The sequence below is a fragment of the Pseudomonas sp. H26/SER47-MNA-CIBAN-0231 genome (genome assembly GCF_040310465.1).
Lineage (GTDB): Bacteria > Pseudomonadota > Gammaproteobacteria > Pseudomonadales > Pseudomonadaceae > Aquipseudomonas > Aquipseudomonas atacamensis.
Map to the genome: position 1 here is coordinate 116,217 of NZ_JBEOPW010000016.1, position 18,047 is coordinate 134,263.

14 protein-coding genes and 1 pseudogene are annotated in these 18,047 nt (G+C 61.8%); 7 read left to right on the top strand and 8 right to left on the bottom strand.

Features of this window, described 5'->3' with window-relative positions; genetic code table 11:
- The first annotated feature begins 6 nt into the window (after window positions 1–6).
- The gene (locus AAEZ10_RS21530; RefSeq protein WP_350570914.1) at window positions 7–2,433 is read left to right on the top strand and encodes a TonB-dependent siderophore receptor; all 2,427 of its coding nucleotides are present in this window, start codon (window positions 7–9) and stop codon (window positions 2,431–2,433) included.
- A gap of 54 nt (window positions 2,434–2,487) precedes the next feature.
- Here the strand turns inward: AAEZ10_RS21530 and AAEZ10_RS21535 are convergent, their stop codons facing one another.
- Both AAEZ10_RS21535 and AAEZ10_RS21540 read right to left on the bottom strand, forming a co-directional pair.
- Window positions 2,488–3,996 (bottom strand): trypsin-like serine peptidase, encoded by a 1,509-nt coding sequence (locus AAEZ10_RS21535; protein ID WP_350570916.1) that lies wholly within the window; start codon window positions 3,994–3,996, stop codon window positions 2,488–2,490.
- 93 nt (window positions 3,997–4,089) lie between these two features.
- A complete protein-coding gene (locus AAEZ10_RS21540; RefSeq protein WP_350570918.1) occupies window positions 4,090–5,241 on the bottom strand; it encodes an MFS transporter in 1,152 nt (383 codons plus the stop codon).
- Between the two features lie 244 nt (window positions 5,242–5,485).
- Here AAEZ10_RS21540 and AAEZ10_RS21545 point away from each other — a divergent pair, with 244 nt between their 5' ends.
- On the top strand, window positions 5,486–6,466 hold the full coding sequence (locus AAEZ10_RS21545; RefSeq protein ID WP_350570920.1) for a diaminopimelate epimerase: 981 nt from the start codon (window positions 5,486–5,488) through the stop codon (window positions 6,464–6,466).
- A 45-nt stretch (window positions 6,467–6,511) separates the two neighbouring features.
- On the opposite strand, the gene codA is transcribed toward AAEZ10_RS21545, so the two are convergent.
- The 4 genes from codA to AAEZ10_RS21565 form a co-directional block, all read right to left on the bottom strand.
- Window positions 6,512–7,747 (bottom strand): cytosine deaminase, encoded by a 1,236-nt coding sequence (gene codA, locus AAEZ10_RS21550; RefSeq protein ID WP_071172997.1) that lies wholly within the window; start codon window positions 7,745–7,747, stop codon window positions 6,512–6,514.
- A gap of 13 nt (window positions 7,748–7,760) precedes the next feature.
- Complete coding sequence (gene codB, locus AAEZ10_RS21555) at window positions 7,761–9,032, bottom strand: cytosine permease (RefSeq protein WP_071172996.1); 1,272 nt, start codon at window positions 9,030–9,032, stop codon at window positions 7,761–7,763.
- 359 nt (window positions 9,033–9,391) lie between these two features.
- Window positions 9,392–9,748, bottom strand: a complete 357-nt coding sequence (queD, locus tag AAEZ10_RS21560; protein ID WP_007915588.1) for a 6-carboxytetrahydropterin synthase QueD — start codon at window positions 9,746–9,748, stop codon at window positions 9,392–9,394.
- An 85-nt stretch (window positions 9,749–9,833) separates the two neighbouring features.
- On the bottom strand, window positions 9,834–10,913 hold the full coding sequence (locus tag AAEZ10_RS21565; protein WP_071172995.1) for a patatin-like phospholipase family protein: 1,080 nt from the start codon (window positions 10,911–10,913) through the stop codon (window positions 9,834–9,836).
- Window positions 10,914–11,119: 206 nt separating this feature from the next.
- On the opposite strand from AAEZ10_RS21565, the gene AAEZ10_RS21570 reads away from it, so the two are divergent.
- From AAEZ10_RS21570 to AAEZ10_RS21585, 4 genes are read left to right on the top strand one after another with little or no spacing between them, the layout of a single operon-like run.
- Window positions 11,120–11,428 carry a PepSY domain-containing protein gene (locus tag AAEZ10_RS21570; RefSeq protein ID WP_110603822.1) on the top strand — a complete coding sequence of 103 codons (309 nt, stop codon included), beginning with the start codon at window positions 11,120–11,122 and terminating at the stop codon, window positions 11,426–11,428.
- Complete coding sequence (locus AAEZ10_RS21575; protein ID WP_016775413.1) at window positions 11,428–11,739, top strand: PepSY domain-containing protein; 312 nt, start codon at window positions 11,428–11,430, stop codon at window positions 11,737–11,739. Before AAEZ10_RS21570 ends, AAEZ10_RS21575 begins: the two co-directional genes overlap by 1 nt.
- A gap of 3 nt (window positions 11,740–11,742) precedes the next feature.
- Window positions 11,743–12,411, top strand: coding sequence for a response regulator transcription factor (locus AAEZ10_RS21580; RefSeq protein ID WP_016775412.1), 669 nt, complete (start codon window positions 11,743–11,745; stop codon window positions 12,409–12,411).
- Complete coding sequence (locus AAEZ10_RS21585; protein ID WP_122746857.1) at window positions 12,408–13,721, top strand: sensor histidine kinase; 1,314 nt, start codon at window positions 12,408–12,410, stop codon at window positions 13,719–13,721. The genes AAEZ10_RS21580 and AAEZ10_RS21585 overlap by 4 nt, the downstream gene beginning before the upstream one ends.
- A gap of 205 nt (window positions 13,722–13,926) precedes the next feature.
- On the opposite strand, the gene AAEZ10_RS28020 is transcribed toward AAEZ10_RS21585, so the two are convergent.
- Together AAEZ10_RS28020 and AAEZ10_RS28025 are read right to left on the bottom strand one after the other, a co-directional pair.
- Entirely contained in the window at window positions 13,927–14,682 is a 756-nt protein-coding gene (locus tag AAEZ10_RS28020; RefSeq protein ID WP_371699990.1) for a methyl-accepting chemotaxis protein, read from the bottom strand.
- A gap of 102 nt (window positions 14,683–14,784) precedes the next feature.
- Window positions 14,785–16,278, bottom strand: a pseudogene (locus tag AAEZ10_RS28025) (methyl-accepting chemotaxis protein); the annotation flags it as partial.
- Window positions 16,279–16,561: 283 nt separating this feature from the next.
- On the opposite strand from AAEZ10_RS28025, the gene AAEZ10_RS21595 reads away from it, so the two are divergent.
- Window positions 16,562–17,878 carry a Na+/H+ antiporter family protein gene (locus AAEZ10_RS21595; RefSeq protein WP_323167937.1) on the top strand — a complete coding sequence of 439 codons (1,317 nt, stop codon included), beginning with the start codon at window positions 16,562–16,564 and terminating at the stop codon, window positions 17,876–17,878.
- Window positions 17,879–18,047: the final 169 nt, after the last annotated feature.

Here is an 18,047-nt window from a genome sequence, read left to right on the forward strand (position 1 = left end):
TACGACGTGAACATCACCACAACCCACAATAAAAAATTCCCTTGGCTGCCATTGGCTCTCGCGCTGGCGGTCAGCGCCGCGATGCCGTTAGCGTTTGCCGCTGAAGCCATTCATATCCGCGCGCAACCGCTGGGCCAGGCCTTGAGCGAGCTGGGCCAGCAAACCTCGCTGCAGGTGTTTTTCAGCCCTGAACTGGTGGCCGGCAAACAGGCGCCAGCGGTCGACGGCGACCTTTCGCCAGAGCAGGCTTTGCGGCAGCTGTTGCAGGGCAGCGGTCTCGATTATCAGATCAATGAAGGCTCGGTCACGCTCGCCCCAACAGCCACCTCCGCAGCCAGCAACGGCCCGCTGGAGCTCGGCGTGACCGACATCAAAGTGGTCGGCGATTGGCTCGGTGACGCGGACGCTGCGGTGGTGCAAAACCACCCCGGCGCACGCACGGTGATTCGCCGCGAAGTGATGGTCGAGCAGGGCGCGATGAACGTCAGCGACGTGCTCAAACGCGTGCCTGGCGTGCAGGTGCAGGACTCCAACGGCACCGGCGGCAGTGATATTTCCCTTAACGTCGGCGTGCGCGGTCTGACTTCGCGGCTGTCGCCACGCTCGACTGTTTTGATCGATGGCGTACCAGCGGCGTTCGCGCCTTACGGCCAGCCGCAACTGTCGATGGCGCCGATTTCCTCGGGCAATCTCGACAGCATCGACGTCGTGCGCGGCGCCGGTTCCGTGCGCTACGGGCCGCAGAACGTCGGCGGCGTGATCAACTTCGTGACCCGCGCGATCCCGGAGAAAACCACCGGCGAAATCGGCACAACGCTGGAGACCACTCAGTACGGCGGCTGGAAACACATCGACACCGCATTTCTTGGCGGCACCGCCGACAACGGCATGGGCGTCGCGCTGCTGTATTCCGGCGTCAACGGTCACGGCTATCGCGAGCGCAACAACGGCAACGACATCGACGACGTGCTGCTCAAGACGCACTGGGCGCCGACCGATCAGGACGATTTCAGTCTCAATTTCCACTATTACGACGCCAGCGCCGACATGCCCGGCGGTCTGACCCAGCGTCAGTACGACGACAAACCGTACGAATCGGTGCGTGACTACGACCAGTTCACAGGCCGGCGCAAGGACGTGTCGTTCAAGTGGATCCGCCAGATCGACGAGCGCACTCAGGCGGAAATCCTCACCTACTACACCGACAGCTTTCGCGGCAGTACCATCGCTGCGCGCGATCAGCGCACCCTCAGCTCTTACCCGCGTTCCTACTACACCCTCGGCATCGAGCCGCGCGTGTCGCGGGTGTTCGATGTCGGCCCGACCACCCAGGAAGTCAGCGTCGGTTATCGCTATCTGAAAGAGGCCATGCACGAAGAATCGAGTCGTCTGGCGCTGGTCAACAGTCAGCCAGTGGTCACGCCGACTTCCGACGGCCATGTGTTCCAGGATCGCACCGGTGGCACCGAGGCCAATTCGGTGTATGTCGACAACAAGATCGACGTCGGCAACTGGACCATCACCCCGGGCATTCGCTTCGAACACATCAGCACCGATTGGCATGATCGCGCTGTCCTCGACACTGCTGGCCGGCCGGTCCCGGAGAAAAACCGCAGCATCGAAAGCAACGAACCGCTGCCGGCGCTGAGCGTGATGTATCACCTGTCCGATGCCTGGAAGCTGTTCGCCAACTACGAAACTTCGTTTGGCAGTCTGCAGTATTTCCAGCTTGGCCAGGGCGGTTCGGGTGACAGCACCGCCAACGGTCTGGAGCCGGAAAAGGCCAAGACCTACGAGATCGGCACGCGTTACAACGATGATGTCTGGGGCGGCGAGGTGACGCTGTTCTACATCGACTTCGATGACGAACTGCAATACATCAGCAACGACGTCGGCTGGACCAACCTCGGTGCGACCAAGCACCAGGGCATCGAAGCCTCGGCGCACTACGACATGGCCGCCCTCGATCCGCGCCTCGATGGTTTGACCGCCAACGCCGGTTTCACCTACACCCGCGCCACCTATGAAGGCGAGATCCCCGGCTTCAAGGGCCGCGATCTGCCGTTCTATTCGCGGCAGGTTGCGACGGTCGGATTGCGTTACGAGATCAACCGCTGGACGTACAACATCGATGGCTTCGCCCAATCGAAACAGCGTTCGCCGGGCACCGGTGTGAATGCGGATGGCAGCTTCAACGGCAACTACATCACCGAAGGCACAGCGGACGGGCAGTACGGCGACATCCCGGGTTACGTGACCTGGAACGTGCGCGGCGGCTACGACTTTGGTCCGCAGGTGTCGAACCTCAAGCTCGGTGCCGGGGTGAAGAACGTCTTCGACAAGCAATACTTCACCCGCTCCAGCGACAACAACTCGGGGATGTATGTCGGCGCACCGCGCACGTTCTTCGTGCAGGCCAGCGTCGGCTTCTAAGGCGCTGTTGTGGCTGAACCGGTTTCACACGGCTCAGCCACAACAGGCCTGAAGCTATTGAGGAATCAGAAAGTCGATGGTCGGTCCGGGATTCCCCGCCAGGTCTGCGCCTTTGAGGCAGACGTTCTGCCGGCCATTGGCAACGGAAACATGGAACACGCCCGTGGAGGGCGGTACGCGCTGGAATCCCTGCCCGTCATTGCAGTTGACGCTCCCGGGCTGCCCGGACTTGTATTGAAATTGAAAGGGATCCAGATCCGGTGAGACCGAAAAAACCCTGACATCGTAGTCATCGTCACCCACCCATTCGATTTTATAGGCCGGCGCCAACGGCGCTGGTGCTTCCAGCAACCACCGCCAATAGATGCTGGGGGTTTTTCCATCCGATTGTTTTGGCACGTCCGTAGGCCGCTGTTGGCCGATCAGGCAGAGAAAATATAGCCCCGCACCTTCTTTGAGTTCATGGCTCAACTGATTCTCGGAACCAGGGCGAGCGGTTTGTACCTGGCTATACCCAGCAAGCGACTGGCATTCGTCCAGCGTGCGCGTATAGCGATAGCGGTAGTAGGGAGCGCTCAATGCGAAGGTTTGCAGCCAATGCCATGGCACGACTTGTCCGTGCTCGTCACGCTCGACTCTGATGTAATCGCTGTTTTGCGATGATGTTGGAAAAGACCATGCCGCTCCCAGCGGGCAGTCACCCGGACGCGGGTCGAAACGTCCCTTGGTGAAGCAAGCACCCAGACCTTCGGTTGTGGAGGCGTAGTTGGTGGCAGTTCGCTTGTTGACCTGCCCGGCAATGACTTCGCAGGGGGCGCCCTTGTCACATCGATTACGGTCACTTCCGCGCGTGGTAGTGCCCAACACACCCACGACTTCATTGGTATAACGCGCAAGCAATGGTGAGCCGGATAATCCACTGACAACATCGAGGCAACGGTTGCTCGATTGTCCTACCCATCGCCAAGGGCCTTCGATGACCGCTGCCGAATGTTCCTGTTTGCATGCCATTCGCTGAATGAAGCCGTTCACGGGCGCGCCGGTGATCAAAATGTTTTCTTCAGCGGGCAAGGGGGCATGCGCCAGTTTCAGAGGCTCGATACCGTCGCTGATCAACTGTTCCAGAGAGGTGGCAAGTTCAACGATAGAGATGTCTTGGCCACGTAGCGTGCTCCAGCCAATCCGGCCTACCGCATATGAGCGACTGTGCGGTTGCGTGTCGAAAAAATAATTGAACGTCACCCGACCCTTTGCAGGCTGATTGACGATGACCTCGTTATTGCCTATCTCCGGATGTGTGCAGTGTCCGGAGGTCAGTACATAAGCCGGATTCGACACAGTACCGGGTTCTCGTGTGTCAATGAGTGTACCGGAGCAGGTCATGCCGCCTTCAACTTCGACACGGCCAATGGCTTGCCAATGCGCATAACGTCCGTTGGCATTGGCCAGCCGCTCAGCGGGAGCAAAGTTGGCTGCGCCTTCGCCCCAGTCGTATCGATTGACGGAGGCGCATCCCTGGAGAAGAGCGATAAGTGCAACAGCCGATCCAATTCGAATGTTCATGACAGATTTCCATTTCCGCGGGGCTGGAAATCACCATGATTCAAAGGGTCGAAGCCTGTCTAGTGTCAAACCTGACAGGTGTCGCGCTAATCTTCATACTTTCAATGTCTTACCGCCGATGGCCACCGCGACTAACAGCACCGCCATCAGGCCAAAGGCAAAACTCAAGCTGCTGGCATGGGCGACAAAACCGATCACCGCCGGCCCGGCGAGAATCCCGGCATAACCGAGGGTGGTAATCGCCGGCACCGCGATGCTTTCCGGCATCACCGTCTGCTTGCCCACCGCCGTGTACAGCACCGGCACGATGTTGGAACAGCCGGCGCCGACCAGCGCATAACCGAGCAGCGCCGCTTGCCAGCTCGGCGCGAAGGTGGCGAGAAACAATCCCGCCGCTGCCAACAGCCCGCCGAACAGAATGATCCGCTTCGCACCGAGCTTGCGCACGATGCGATCACCGAGCAGACGGCCGACGGTCATGGTCAGGGCAAACGCTGCGTAACCCATTCCCGCGTAAGCCGTGTCGATCCCGCGTTCCTGAGCGAGGAACACTGCGCTCCAGTCCAGCGCCGCGCCTTCGGTGAGGAACACGATGAAGCACATGCCGCCGATAAACAGCACGATGCCATGGGGAATGGCGAACGCCGGGCCGGAGCTTTCGCTGCCGTAGGGCAACATGTGCGGCACGCACTTGAGCAAGGCGCCGATCAGCAAAACCACTACCACCAGCATCGCCGCCAGCGGTGTCAGGCCGAGGCCGAGCAGGGCGCTGACGCCCGCCGCACCGACAATGCCGCCGAGGCTGAACAAACCGTGGAAACCCGACATCATGTGCTTGCCGCTGGCGCGCTCGACGATCACTGCTTGCAGGTTCACCGTCGAATCCACCGTGCCGAGGCCGGCGCCGAACATGAACAACGTGGCGATCAGCGCCGGGATCGACGACACCGTCGCCAGCAACGGCAGCGCCGCGCAGATCAGCAAGGTGCCGCCGGTGGCCACACGTCGGCAACCAAAACGCGTGGCGAGAATCCCCGCCAGCGGCATCGCCAGAATCGAGCCGACACCCAGGCACAGCAGCAATAACCCCAGCGTGCCCTCATCCAGCCCGGCCCGCGCCTTGGCGTACGGCACCAGCGGCGCCCAGGCGGCGATGCCGAGGCCAGCGATGAAAAAAGCGACGCGGGTGGACATCTGTTGCAGACGTCCGGGGACGAAGGTGTCTTGGGGGTTGAGACTGGTCATATCGATCCTTGGCAAAAAAACAACTGCATCCCGAGTGACATTCTGACGGCGTTGAGGTTCGATCTCAGGCCTTTCGGGGCATAACGGTGAACATCCTACCCTGTGGGAGCGAGCCTGCTCGCGAAAGCGGTGGGTCAAATATGGAATTGTCGACTGACGCACCGCCTTCGCGAGCAGGCTCGCTCCCACACTGGTTTGCGGTTTACAGTCGGATTTTCGCCAGCATGGAATACGGGAACAAGGCATGACGAAGTTCTACAACGCACGCGGCAATATCTACGGAGTGGTCTCGCCCCAAGCCTTGCGCGAAGCCGGAATCGCTTTGCCAGCGAGGGCCGCAGAGTGCGCCGTATCCAGGCAGCAATGGAGCGAAGCCGCCATCGCTCTGTGCTGCGATTGGCCCGACGGCCAGCGTCCGGCCAACAGCAAACCCCACCGCAGCGACGGCCTGCTGATCGGCCCGTTTCAGGCATCTGCGCCGTTCGATGTACTGATCGTCAACACCGACGGCAGCCTCGCCGAGCGCAGCGGTAACGGCCTGACGATTTTTTCTCAGGCATTGATCGAGCAAGGCTTGATGGCGGAGCAGGGCGCAGTGTTGCGCGTTCATCATGACAAGGGCGAAGCGCTGGGAACCGCGGTGACACCGGCCGAAGTCGAAGGCGTGCGCGGTTTCTGGCTCGACCTCGGCCAGCCCACATTTGGCCCGGAGGCTGTGGGTGCGCAGACGGTTGAAAACGTTAAGTTCAACAATCGCGACGTCAGCCATGTCCAGCCCCTGGCGCAACTCAATCCTGACTGGGCACACAGCCAATTCGTCCGTATCGGCAATCCGCACTGTGTAACGCTGCTCAGCGATGCAAGCGCTTTGCCGACCAATGAACAGATGCGTGAACCCACCCTGAACCAACGGCTTACAGCGATCGCCTATGCGATGCCCAACGGTGCCGGCAATCCGTGCCCGGCGGGCGTCAATCTGCAATGGGCCGTGCTGGCGTCGCCGCAGCACATCCTCGCCCGGGTATTCGAACGTGGTGAGGGACCAACCGCGTCTTCCGGCACCAGCGCCAGTGCGGTCGCGTGTGCAGCGTGGCGGGTGGGTTGGGTCGAGGCAGGGGAGGTGCGGGTGGTCATGCCGGGTGGCACCGCACCGGTTTTGCTTGAGGTTTCGGAAGGGAAGTTGCTGCGCGTCAGATTGTTTGGCACGGCGCGGTTGGCGGGTTGATTCGGCCGACGCCATCGCTGGCAAGCCATCAGCCCCAGCGCAATCTCAGCTGAACTCCACCACCGGCATCTGCCGCTTCATCAACACCTTGCCGCCGCGAATCGAATACAGCGGCAGGCCTTGGCTGCGGATCACTTCGTAGTCGCTGTCCGCCGAGAGAATCAGCAGGTTCGCCGGGCGACCCTGTTCCAGTCCGTAACGCTCGCCCAGGTGCATGGCTTTGGCGCTGTTGTCGGTGACCAGATCCAGCGCGCTTTGCAGGTTGCGATAACCGAGCATGTGGCAGATATGCAGACCGGCTTCAAGCACGCGCAGGATGTTGCCGTTACCCAGCGGATACCACGGGTCGACGATCGAATCCTGGCCGAAACACACGTTCATCCCGGCTTCGAGCAGTTCGTTGACGCGGGTCACGCCCCGGCGTTTCGGGAAGTTGTCGAAGCGCCCTTGCAGGTGAATGCTTTCGGTCGGGCAGGAGACGAAACTGATCCCGGAATGGCCGAGCAGGCGGAACAGTTTGGCGCAGTAGGCGTTGTCATAAGAGCCCATCGCCGTGGTGTGGCTGGCGGTGACGCGGGCGCCCATGTCGCGGCTGCGCGCTTCTTCGGCAAGCACTTCGAGGAAACGTGAATGCGGATCGTCAGTCTCGTCGCAATGCACATCGACCAGGCAGCCGGTGCGCTCGGCCAGGTCCATCAGAAACTTCACCGAGCTGACGCCCTGATCGCGGGTGTATTCGAAATGCGGAATGCCGCCGACCACGTCAGCGCCCATGCGGATCGCTTCTTCCATCAGCTCACGCCCGTTACGGAATGACTCGATGCCTTCCTGCGGGAACGCGACAATCTGCAGGTCGATCAGGTGACGGCTTTCCTCACGCACTTCGAGCATGGCCTTGAGCGCGGTGAGTTGCGGGTCGGTGACGTCAACGTGGGTGCGCACGTGCTGAATGCCGTGGGCGGCCAGGGCCTGAATGGTCTTCTTGGCACGGGTCTTGGTGTCTTCTTCGGTGATGGTGACCTTGCGCTCGCCCCAGCATTCGATGCCCTCGAACAACGTACCGCTCATGTTCCAGCGCGGCTCGCCAGCGGTGAGGGTGGCGTCGAGGTGGATGTGCGGCTCGACGAAGGGCGGCACCACCAGATTGCCGCCGGCATCGAGGTCATCCGGGCCGAGGGTCGGCGCTTCGGTCTGACGGGCGATGCTGTGGATCAGGCCGTCTTCAAGGTGCAATTCGTGCAGGCCTTCCTGGTTGCGCAGGCGGGCGTTGATGATGTGCATCAGGCAAATCCTTTTATAGGTCTTGTAGTGGTGCGCTGACGCGACGGGCGCCGAGCATACCGGTGACGATGACATACGTTAGCGCGGCAGCGGCGATCCCTACCAGCGGCGCGACCCAGGGCGAGCTGAACGCAGCGACGGTGCCCACCCCGTAGGCCCCGAGCCCCGGCCAGTTGAACGCCGGCAACCGTGCGTCGGCCAGGCGCGGATAGTGCCCGCGCCAGCGGTAGAAGAAGTCAGCCATGATCACCCCGCCAATCGGCGGAATCACCGTGCCAAGCAGAATCAGGTACGGCACCAGCATGTCGTACATGCCCAGCAGGGCGAGCAGGGTGCCGATCACCGCACCACCCAGGGTCACAGTCTTGCGCCGCCCGGTGCGCAGCAGGTTGCAGCCGGCGACGGCGAAGTTGTAGATGGTGTTGTCCTGAGTGCTCCAGATGTTCAGCAACAGCATGGCCATCGCGGCCATGGCGAAGCCCTGCAACAGCAGCACTTCAACCACATCCGGCTGTTGATAGACGATCGCGCCATACGCGCCGATCAGCACCATCAGGCCGTTGCCGATGAAAAAACCGATCAGGCTGGCCAGCACTGCCACTTTTGCCGAGCGCGAAAATCGCGTCCAGTTGGTGGCTTGCGTTGCGCCGCTGACGAAGGTGCCGAACACCAGGGTGATCGCCGTCGACCAGTCCAGCGAACCGCTCGGCACCACGCTGAGCAAGCCTTCGAAACCGCCGACTTTCACGGTCGCTGCCCACATCGACAGCATCAGCAGCAACATCATCGCCGGCACCGCGATGTACGAGAGAATCTCCAGTCCGCGATAACCGATGTACGCCGTGGCGCAGAAGCCGAGGCCGAACAGCACCATCAGGACCAGCACGGTGGTTTCATCGAGATTGAAATACTTGCCGATCACCACCGCTGCCGTCGCCGTGCCCCACGCGTACCAGCCGATCTGGGTGAAGCCGAGGATCAGGTCGCTGAGCTTGCTGCCGACTTCGCCAAAACAGAAGCGGCCCATCAGCACCGAATTGAGGCCGCTCTTGAAGGCGATGTAACCCAGCCCTGCGGCGTAAAGGCCCAGCAGCAGATTGCCAACAATGATCACCGCCATCATCTCGGCGAAACCGAACGCGACCCCCAGCTTGCCGCCGGCAAACATGGTCGCAGTGAAAAACGTGAAGCCCAGTAACACCATCGCCGTCGAGGCCAGGCCTTTGCGCGCGTGCATGGGGACTTCACTGAGCGGGTAATCGTTGCCGGAGGCGTTCTGCGTCATGGGGCAGTCCTTGCTGGAAGGGGAAGACGCAGAAGGGTTGCAGCGGTCGTGCCAAGCGGGGCAAGTGACCGAATGTGGAGACGCGACTGGGGTTTTCAGCGCGAAAGCAGTGCACTGAATGCACCAGGAGCCCAATGTGGGAGCGAGCCGTCGTGGGGCTGTCCTCTCTGATCGTTCCCACGCTCTGCGTGGGAATGCAGCCCAGGACGCTCCGCGTCCCATTCCAAAGCCGAACGCGGATCGTCCGTTGAGGCATTCCCACGCAGAGCGTGGGAACGATCGGTGTCAGGGGGAATAATGTTGGGTCAGAAGAAGCGCATGAGGGCAGCGGCGATGGCTTTGGCAGGAGATCTTTGTTGCTATTCGCCGCGATAAATGCAGCCGCTGGTGCACGTCTCATGAATGCGGATCGCGCTGAGTTCCGGCAGCAATGGCTTCATCTCATTCCAGATGAATTTGGCCAGCACTTCGCTGGTCGGGTTTTCCAGGCCGGGAATGTCGTTCAGGTAGTTGTGGTCGAGGCGCTCATACAGCGGCTTGAAAATCGCTTTGATCTCGGAGAAATCGCGAATCCAGCCAGTGTGCGGATCGAGGTCGCCGCTCAGGTGCAGCGCGACCTTGAACGAGTGACCGTGCAGGCGTCCGCACTTGTGGCCGTCCGGGACGTGCGGCAGGCGGTGGGCGGATTCGAAAGTAAACTCTTTGAAGATTTCCACGGTATTTTCGGCTCTGTTCAGATGGCGTTCGCCGCAGCGATTCGGGCAGGCGGCGAGTTTATCAGCTTGTCTTTGGCCGTGCTGACTAAAGGGTCAGCAAGCGCTCGGCGAGGCGACCGTTGGCCGTCAGTTCGAGAAATTCGTCGCCCAGTCGGCGGCTCTCGTCCATCGCCGTGTGCCAGTATTTCTGCCGGCTCGGCGCATCGCCCATAAAGCGTTTGAAGTCGTTACGGTCGGGCAGTTTGCCGTAGGGCAGGCGCGCCAGATATTCCTTCGACGGCGCGACCAGCAGCACATCTTGCAGACGCTGCACCGAAGCGCGGCGCCATGGCAGGGTCTTGTCGAACCAGCCGGGAATCACTCGATCGGTGAAGTGCGGATAGAGCACGATACCGTCGCCGCTGTAGGGCAGGTCGAGGTGGTAGTCGAGCAAACCGCCGTCACGGAACGTACCCGCGCCGGCGCCGGGCAAGTCGCGTACGCCTTCCATGACCATCGGGATCGATCCGGAAGCGAGCAGGGCCTGGCGCAGGTTGCCGGTGTTGAGGGCAACGAAGCGCGAGGGGAAATCGGTCAAGGCATCAAGCGGCGGCGCCAGGCGCGGATCGTGGATGATCAGCCGCTCGAAGTGCCGCGACAGCCGTGCACGACCGCGCAGGTTGTCGGCGATCACTGAACCCAGTGCCAGACCGAGGCGCCCGCGATGGTCTTCAGCGAGGCGGCCCTGGCTTTTCACCACCATGATGTTCAAGCGGTAATCGGCGTTCTCGAGGATGCTCGCATCGCGGCCGTCGAGCAGGTCATTGAGCATGCGCTGCGAGCTCTGGCTGATCTCGGCCATGCTCACGCCTTTGTTGAAATGCTGCTCGGCGTAGAGCTGGCCGAGGCGGCGAATGCCTTCGGCGGCGTCTGGCAGGCAAGCGCTGGCGAAGCGCCAGGAACCCACCGATGCGCCGATCAGCGAACGCTCGCGCGGCGCACTTGGCAGCCACTCGCCGAACAACGCCAGATCGAGCCCCTGAATCCCCAACGCCTTCGGCCCACCGGCTGCACCGGGCAGGGTGCCGACGTCCGCGGCGTGCAAACCCTGCGCACGAATCCGCGCCATGGCCCGTGGGCCGGCCTTGAGGGTGAGGGCGGGAAACTTGATGTGGATGGCGGTCATACCGGTCTCGATCGTTAGCAAGCTGGGAATTATAAGCACACCGCCGAATCCTGTGGGAGGGCCCGCGACGACGGCGTACAGATCGTTCCCACGCGGAGCGTGGGAACGATCGGACTGAGGGGCACAATGATGGCCATTCAGTTTCAGTTAAGTTGATCCCGCTATGGTGCCCACCGTAAGCAACATATAAGAATTCGGAGACACCCATGAAAACCCTGACTGCCCTGACCACTGCCTCGATCCTCGGCCTTGGCGCCCACACTGCGCTGGCGCGCGATCTCGGGCCTGACGAGGCGCTTCGTTTGCGCGACGCTGGTACTATCGTCTCCTTCGAGAAGCTCAACGCCATCGCCCTGGAAAAACACCCCGGTTCGGAAATCACCGAAACCGAGCTGGAGGAAGAGTACGGCAAGTTCATTTACCAGATCGAACTGCGCGACCCGAAAGGGCTGAAGTGGGATCTGGAGTTGAACGCGGTCGATGGTGAAGTGCTCAGGGATCATCAGGATACGTAATGAAGCTGAATAGTCGCGCCACCCGCCTGACGGCGCTGGCGCTGGTGTTGTTGTGCAGTACGGCCATGGCTCGCGACCTCGATCAGGACGAGGCGCTGGCCCTGCGTCGCGATGGCGTGATCCTGCCGCTGGAGCAAGTGCTGCAGCAGGCCATGGATCGCTACCCCGGCGCCAAACTGCTGGAAGTCGAGCTGGAAGAAAAACACGACGTGTACATTTACGAAGTCGAATTGCTGACGGTCGAAGGCGTGGCGCGCGAACTGCACCTGAAGGCCGATACCGGCGAGTTAGTCAAAGACAAGGAAGATTGATCGATGCGTTTGCTTCTGGTGGAAGACCACGTACCGTTGGCCGACGAATTGCTCGCCGGCCTGCAACGCCAAGGCTACGCGGTGGATTGGCTGGCCGATGGTCGTGACGCGGTGTATCAGGGCAGCAGCGAGCCCTATGACCTGATCATCCTCGACCTCGGCCTGCCCGGCGTGCCGGGGCTGGACGTGCTGGCGCAGTGGCGCGCCGCCGGTCTGGCGATTCCGGTGCTGATCCTCACCGCGCGTGATTCCTGGGCCGAGCGCATCGAAGGGCTGAAGGCCGGCGCTGACGATTACCTGACCAAGCCGTTCCATCCGGAAGAACTGTACCTGCGCATTCAGTCACTGTTGCGCCGCTCCAAGGGCCAGGCCAACCAGCCGACTTTGCAAGCCGCCGGCCTGCATCTGGACGAAGGTCGCCAGTGCGTGGTTCGCGACGGCGCCGACATCCAGCTGACCGCCGCTGAATTCCGTCTTCTGCGCTATTTCATGCTGCACCCGGAACAGATCCTCTCGAAAAGCCACCTCGCCGAACACCTCTACGACGGTGAGACCGAGCGTGACTCCAACGTCCTCGAAGTCCACGTCAATCACCTGCGGCGCAAGCTCGGCAAAAGCGTGATCGAAACCCGTCGCGGCCAGGGTTACCTGTTCGGCGGGCAAGCTTCATGAGATCAATCCAGCGCCGTTTGAGCCTGGGTTTGATCAGTGTGATGGTGATCGTCGGTCTGGTACTGGCGCAAACCAGCCTGTGGTTGTTCGAAGTCGGTTTGCAGCGCTACCTCGAAGCCGGCCTGCGCAACGACAGCGAGAGCCTGCTGGTAGCGCTGGTGCGCGGCCCGCAAGGTCTGCAACTGGATGAGCGGCATCTGTCGCCGGCCTATCAGCGGCCATTTTCCGGGCATTACTTTCGCATCGATTTTTCCGACAGCCACTGGCGTTCGCGCTCGCTGTGGGATCAGGAACTGCCGCTGCTGCAACACCCGGGGCTGCACAGCAACCTGCAACTGGGCCCGGGCGGGCAACGCTTGCTGATATTGCGCTCGGACTATCGGCGCCTCGGTCAGTCGATCTCGATCAGCGTCGCCCAGGATTACACGCCGGTCAGCGACAGCTTCCAGCGCATGCGCCAGATCGGCCTCGGCCTGGGGCTGGCGGCGTTGCTGTTGATCCTGTTCCTGCAACGCCTGACCGTGCGCCGCGCGCTGAAACCGCTGGAGCGCGCGCGCGAGCAGATCGCTCAGTTGCAACAGGGCCAGCGCTCGCAACTCGACGATCAGGTGCCGGTGGAACTGGAGCCGCTGGTGGCGCAGATCAACCATTTGCTCGCCCACACCGAAGACAGCCTCAAGCGCTCGCGCAATGCCTTGGGCAACCTCGGCCACGCGCTGAAAACCCCGTTGGCGGTGCTGCTCAGCCTGGCCTCCAGCGACAAGCTCGATGACCATCCCGAGCTGCGCAAAATTCTCAAGGAACAACTGGAACAGGTGCAGCAGCGCCTCAATCGCGAACTCAATCGCGCGCGGTTGTCGGGGGATGCGCTGCCCGGCGCGTTGTTCGATTGCGATGCCGAGTTGCCGGGGTTGCTGGCGACGCTGAACATGATTCACGGCGAGCATCTGGCCTTGAGCTACGTCGCACCGCCGGGTTTGCAACTGCCGTGGGACCGCGAGGATTTGCTCGAACTGCTCGGCAACCTGCTCGACAACGCCTGCAAATGGGCCGATGCCGAGGTGCGCTTGAGTGTGATCGAACGGTCTGACGGCTTTGCCCTGAGCGTGGAAGATGACGGCCCGGGGATTCCCGAGGAGCAGCGGTCTCAGGTGTTCAGCCGTGGCACGCGACTGGATGAGCAGACCCACGGGCATGGGCTCGGCCTTGGGATCGTGCGGGATATTGTCGATACGTGGGGTGGCTTGCTGGTGCTGGGGGAAAGCGAGTGGGGCGGGTTGAAAGTGGTGATTGAACTGCCTAAGCGGTGAGCCCTTGAAAAGCCCCTCCCCCTAACCCTCTCCCAGAGGGAGAGGGGACTGATTGTGTTGTTCTTGAGAGATGCACCCACTTGAAATCCGAGTCGAACTCAGGACTTGAATGGCATGAAGATCGGCTCCCTTTCCCCCTCGCCCCCCTTGGGGGGAGAGGGCTGGGGTGAGGGGGGATTGGAACTGACACCCCCGCACTTGTGCATCAAACGCGAAACTGATCCATCAACCGCTGTTGCTGATTCGCCAGGCTGTTGAGCGACTGGCTGACTCGCGCCGATTCATTCGCCTGCCCGGACAGCGATTCGGTCACATCGCGAATCGTCGCCACGTTGTTGTTGATCTCCTCAGCCACCGCGCTCTGCTCTTCGGCAGCACTGGCGATTTGCAGGTTCATGTCGCTGATCACCGTCACCGCATCGCCGATCTGCCGCAGCGCCGTCACCGCCTGTCCCACCTGCTCAACGCTGCCCTGGGCCTGACGATGGCTGTTGCCCATCGAACCGACCACTTCCTGCGTGCCGTTCTGCAATTGCTCGATGACCTGGCGGGTTTCCTCCACCGACTCCTGAGTGCGGCGCGCAAGGTTGCGAACTTCGTCGGCGACCACGGCAAAACCGCGTCCGGCCTCACCGGCGCGGGCGGCTTCGATGGCGGCGTTGAGAGCGAGCAGGTTGGTCTGCTCGGCGATGGCGCGGATGGTTTCCAGCACCGTGCCGATCTTCTCACTGTTGGCGGCCAGGCCTTCGACCTGAACCATCGCTGCGCTCATGTCAGCGGCGAGGGTGTCGATGCTTGCGGTGGTGCGGTCGATCACGGTCAGGCCCTGACGGGTGGCGCGGTCGGCGTCCTTGGCAGCTTCGGCGGCCTGCGCAGCACTGCGCGCAACGTCCTGGGCAGTGGCGCTCATTTCGTGGGACGCGGTGGCGACCTGATCGACCTGACGGTATTGCTGCTCCATGCCGGCGCTGGTCTGGGTGGCGATGGCTGAGGACTGGTCGGCAGTGTTGCGCGCGTCCTGCACCGAGCGTTTCACTTCGGCGATGATCGGCTGCAACTTGTCGAGGAACTTGTTGAACCAACCGGCCAATTGGCCCAGTTCGTCCTGCTTGTCATAGGCCAGACGCCGGGTCAGGTCGCCTTCGCCGCTGGCGATGTCTTCAAGCATGTGCGCCACACCGAGAATCGGCTTGGTCACGCTGCGCGCCATCAGCCACACCAGCAGCAGGCCGATCAGCGCGGCGAGCAGGCCGAGGCTCAGTTCGATCAGTGTGCCCGAGGTATTGCTCGCATCCAGTTGCTGTTTGAGCGCTTCGGCGCGGCTGACCAGGACTTGCTCCGGCACATCGAGCAACACGCCCCATGCCGGTCCGTCGGGAATCGGCTGGAACGGCGACAGCACTTTCAACTGGCCATTGCTGTGCAGGCTGCTCACGCCAGTGCTCTCGGCGAGCAAGCGCAGCAACTCGCTGCCGCTGGCCTGATCCACCGCATCCAGACGCTGGCTGAGTTTGCCGGCATCCGGGCTGTAACCGGCGAGCAGGCCGGCGGGGCTGACGATACTGACGGCGGTCTGACCGTCATACAGCTTGCGGCTGGCGTTCTGGCTGATCGCTTGCAGGCTGTTGAGGTTGATGTCGACCGACAGCGAGGCGATGACTTTGCCGTTGACCTGCAGCGGGAAGACGATGCTGGTCATCAGCACTTTGTGGCCGTCGATGACATAGAAGTACGGCTCGATCACACACGGTTTGAGCGTGGTGCGCGGGCAGGTGAACCAGGCGTTGGCGGCCTGACCGCTGGGGCCGGTGCTGGTGTCGCTCATGTCGCTTTCCGGCAGCGCCATCGAGGTGACTTTGCCCGGGGTCGGCTGCGACCAGTACAGGGCGAAACGGCCCTTGTCGTTGCTGCCCAGTTCAGCCTGATCGGCGAACAGTTCGTCCTTGCCGTCCAGCGCATTGGCTTCGAACACCAGCGACAGGCCGAGCAGGTCCGGGTTGGCTTGCAGCGCGGATTTGACCTGACGGGTCATGTCCTCGCGCAGGTCGAAGGCATCGAGAAAACGCTTCTCGGCCTGCTCACGCAAAAACAGTACCTGCCGCGAGAAGCCGTGGCCGTACTGATAGGCGTCCATGAACTGCTGACGAATGCCGGCGGCCTGCACTTCGCCTTGCGACTCGATCCGCGCCTGCGCCGATTCGGTGAGCATCTCCATGCTCGAGGCCTTGACCAGCGCCGAGCTGTGTTCCATGCGATACAGCGAAAGACCGACCAACAGGGTCACGATACCGGCCAGGCAGAGGCCGGCGAGCAGGGTGATTTTCCACTGGATGGAAAGTTGTCTGAGCGACATGGAAAACATCCTTATCCGATAAATATCTGAGACTTTGCACTGTAGCGGCCGCGTTTCGGCTTTCTTTATGCCGTGAGCGCAATATGACCGATTGCCGCATGCGGGGCCTGTGGTCCTGCAGTCCTGCAGTCCTGTAGTCCTGTAGTCCTGTGGTCCTGTGGCGAGGGGATTTATCCCCGTTCGGCTGCGAAGCAGTCGTGACATTTGCGTATAGGGTTATGATCGTTCCCACGCGCAGCAAAGGAATGCCTCAACGGACGCTCCGCGTTCGGCTCTGGAAGGGACGCGGAGCGTCCCGGGCTGCATTCCCACGCAGAGCGTGGGAACGATCAATCCCCTCGCCACGGGGCTTTGACACCGCCGCCACTCTGCGGCACAGTGCGCGCCCTCTAACAAGACCCTCTGTACACCTCCGCCGGCCAACCCCGGGCGGACTCATCCTGTCTGGCGGTGTGTTTTCACCCGCAGTGTTTTTTGAGGTAGTGAAATGAATGCAGTCATAGCAGCCGTCGGCGTCATGCTGATCCTCAGCCTGTCGCGCGTGCATGTGGTGATCGCGCTGATCGTCGGGGCGCTGGTCGGTGGCCTGACCGGCGGTCTGGGCATCGACGCAACACTCAAGGCGTTCAACAGCGGCCTGGGCGGCGGCGCGACCGTGGCGTTGTCCTACGCCTTGCTCGGCGCGTTCGCCGTAGCGATTGCCAAATCCGGTCTGGCCCATGCGCTGGCCGATAAGGCCCTGGCCATGGTGGATCGGCAGCACGCAACCGGCGGCGGTAACGTCAAATGGCTGCTGATCGGGCTGCTGTGGGTGGTGGCGATTGCTTCGCAGAACATCCTGCCGATCCACATCGCATTCATTCCGCTGCTGGTGCCGCCACTTCTATATGTACTGACCAAGCTGCAACTCGATCGCCGTCTGATCGCCTGTGTCATGACCTTCGGCCTGATCACCCCGTACATGTTCCTGCCGGTGGGCTTCGGCAACATCTTCCTCAACGAAATCCTGCTCGCCAACGTCGCCCGCAGCGGCGTCGACATCAGCGGCATCAATGTCACCCACGCCATGGGCATTCCGGCGCTGGGCATGGTCTTCGGCCTGGCGATGGCGTTCATCAGCTACCGCAAGAAGCGCGTGTATGACCTGGCGAAGATCGAACAGGTCGAGCAGACGGCGGTGCACTACAACCCGCTGAGCCTGATGATCGCCGGTGTGGCCATTGCTTCGGCATTCGTGGTGCAGTTGCTCTTGGACTCGATGATTATCGGCGCTCTGGTCGGGTTTCTGATTTTCTCGGTGTCGGGCATCGTCAAATGGCGCGAGACCGATGATCTGTTCACCGAAGGCATGAAGATGATGGCGATGATCGGCTTCATCATGATCGCCGCCTCAGGTTTTGCCGAAGTGATGAAGGCCACCGGGCAGGTGCAGACGCTGGTCGAATCGTCGGCAGCCTGGATCAATCACAGCAGAGGCGTCGGGGCTTTGTTGATGCTGCTGGTGGGCTTGCTGGTGACCATGGGCATCGGTTCGTCGTTTTCCACCGTGCCGATTCTCGCAGCGATTTTCGTGCCGTTGTGCGTGCAACTGGGCTTCAGCCCGATCGCCATCGTCTGCATCGTTGGCACTGCCGGTGCGCTGGGCGATGCCGGTTCGCCGGCCTCGGACTCGACCCTCGGCCCGACCTCCGGCCTGAACATCGACGGCCAGCATCACCACATCTGGGACACCGTCGTACCGACCTTCCTGCACTACAACCTGCCGCTGCTGGTGTTTGGCTGGGCGGCGGCGATGGTTCTCTAAACGCCCCACCAACCCCTGTGGGAGCGAGCTTGCTCGCGAAAGCGGTGGATCAGTCGCAGTTGCAGCGACTGACACGACGCCTTCGCGAGCAAGCTCGCTTGTATGGTAGGACTTGAAGGGAGGAGGAGGGACAAGGCTCGATTCTGACTGTTAGCGCAGTACAGACCGT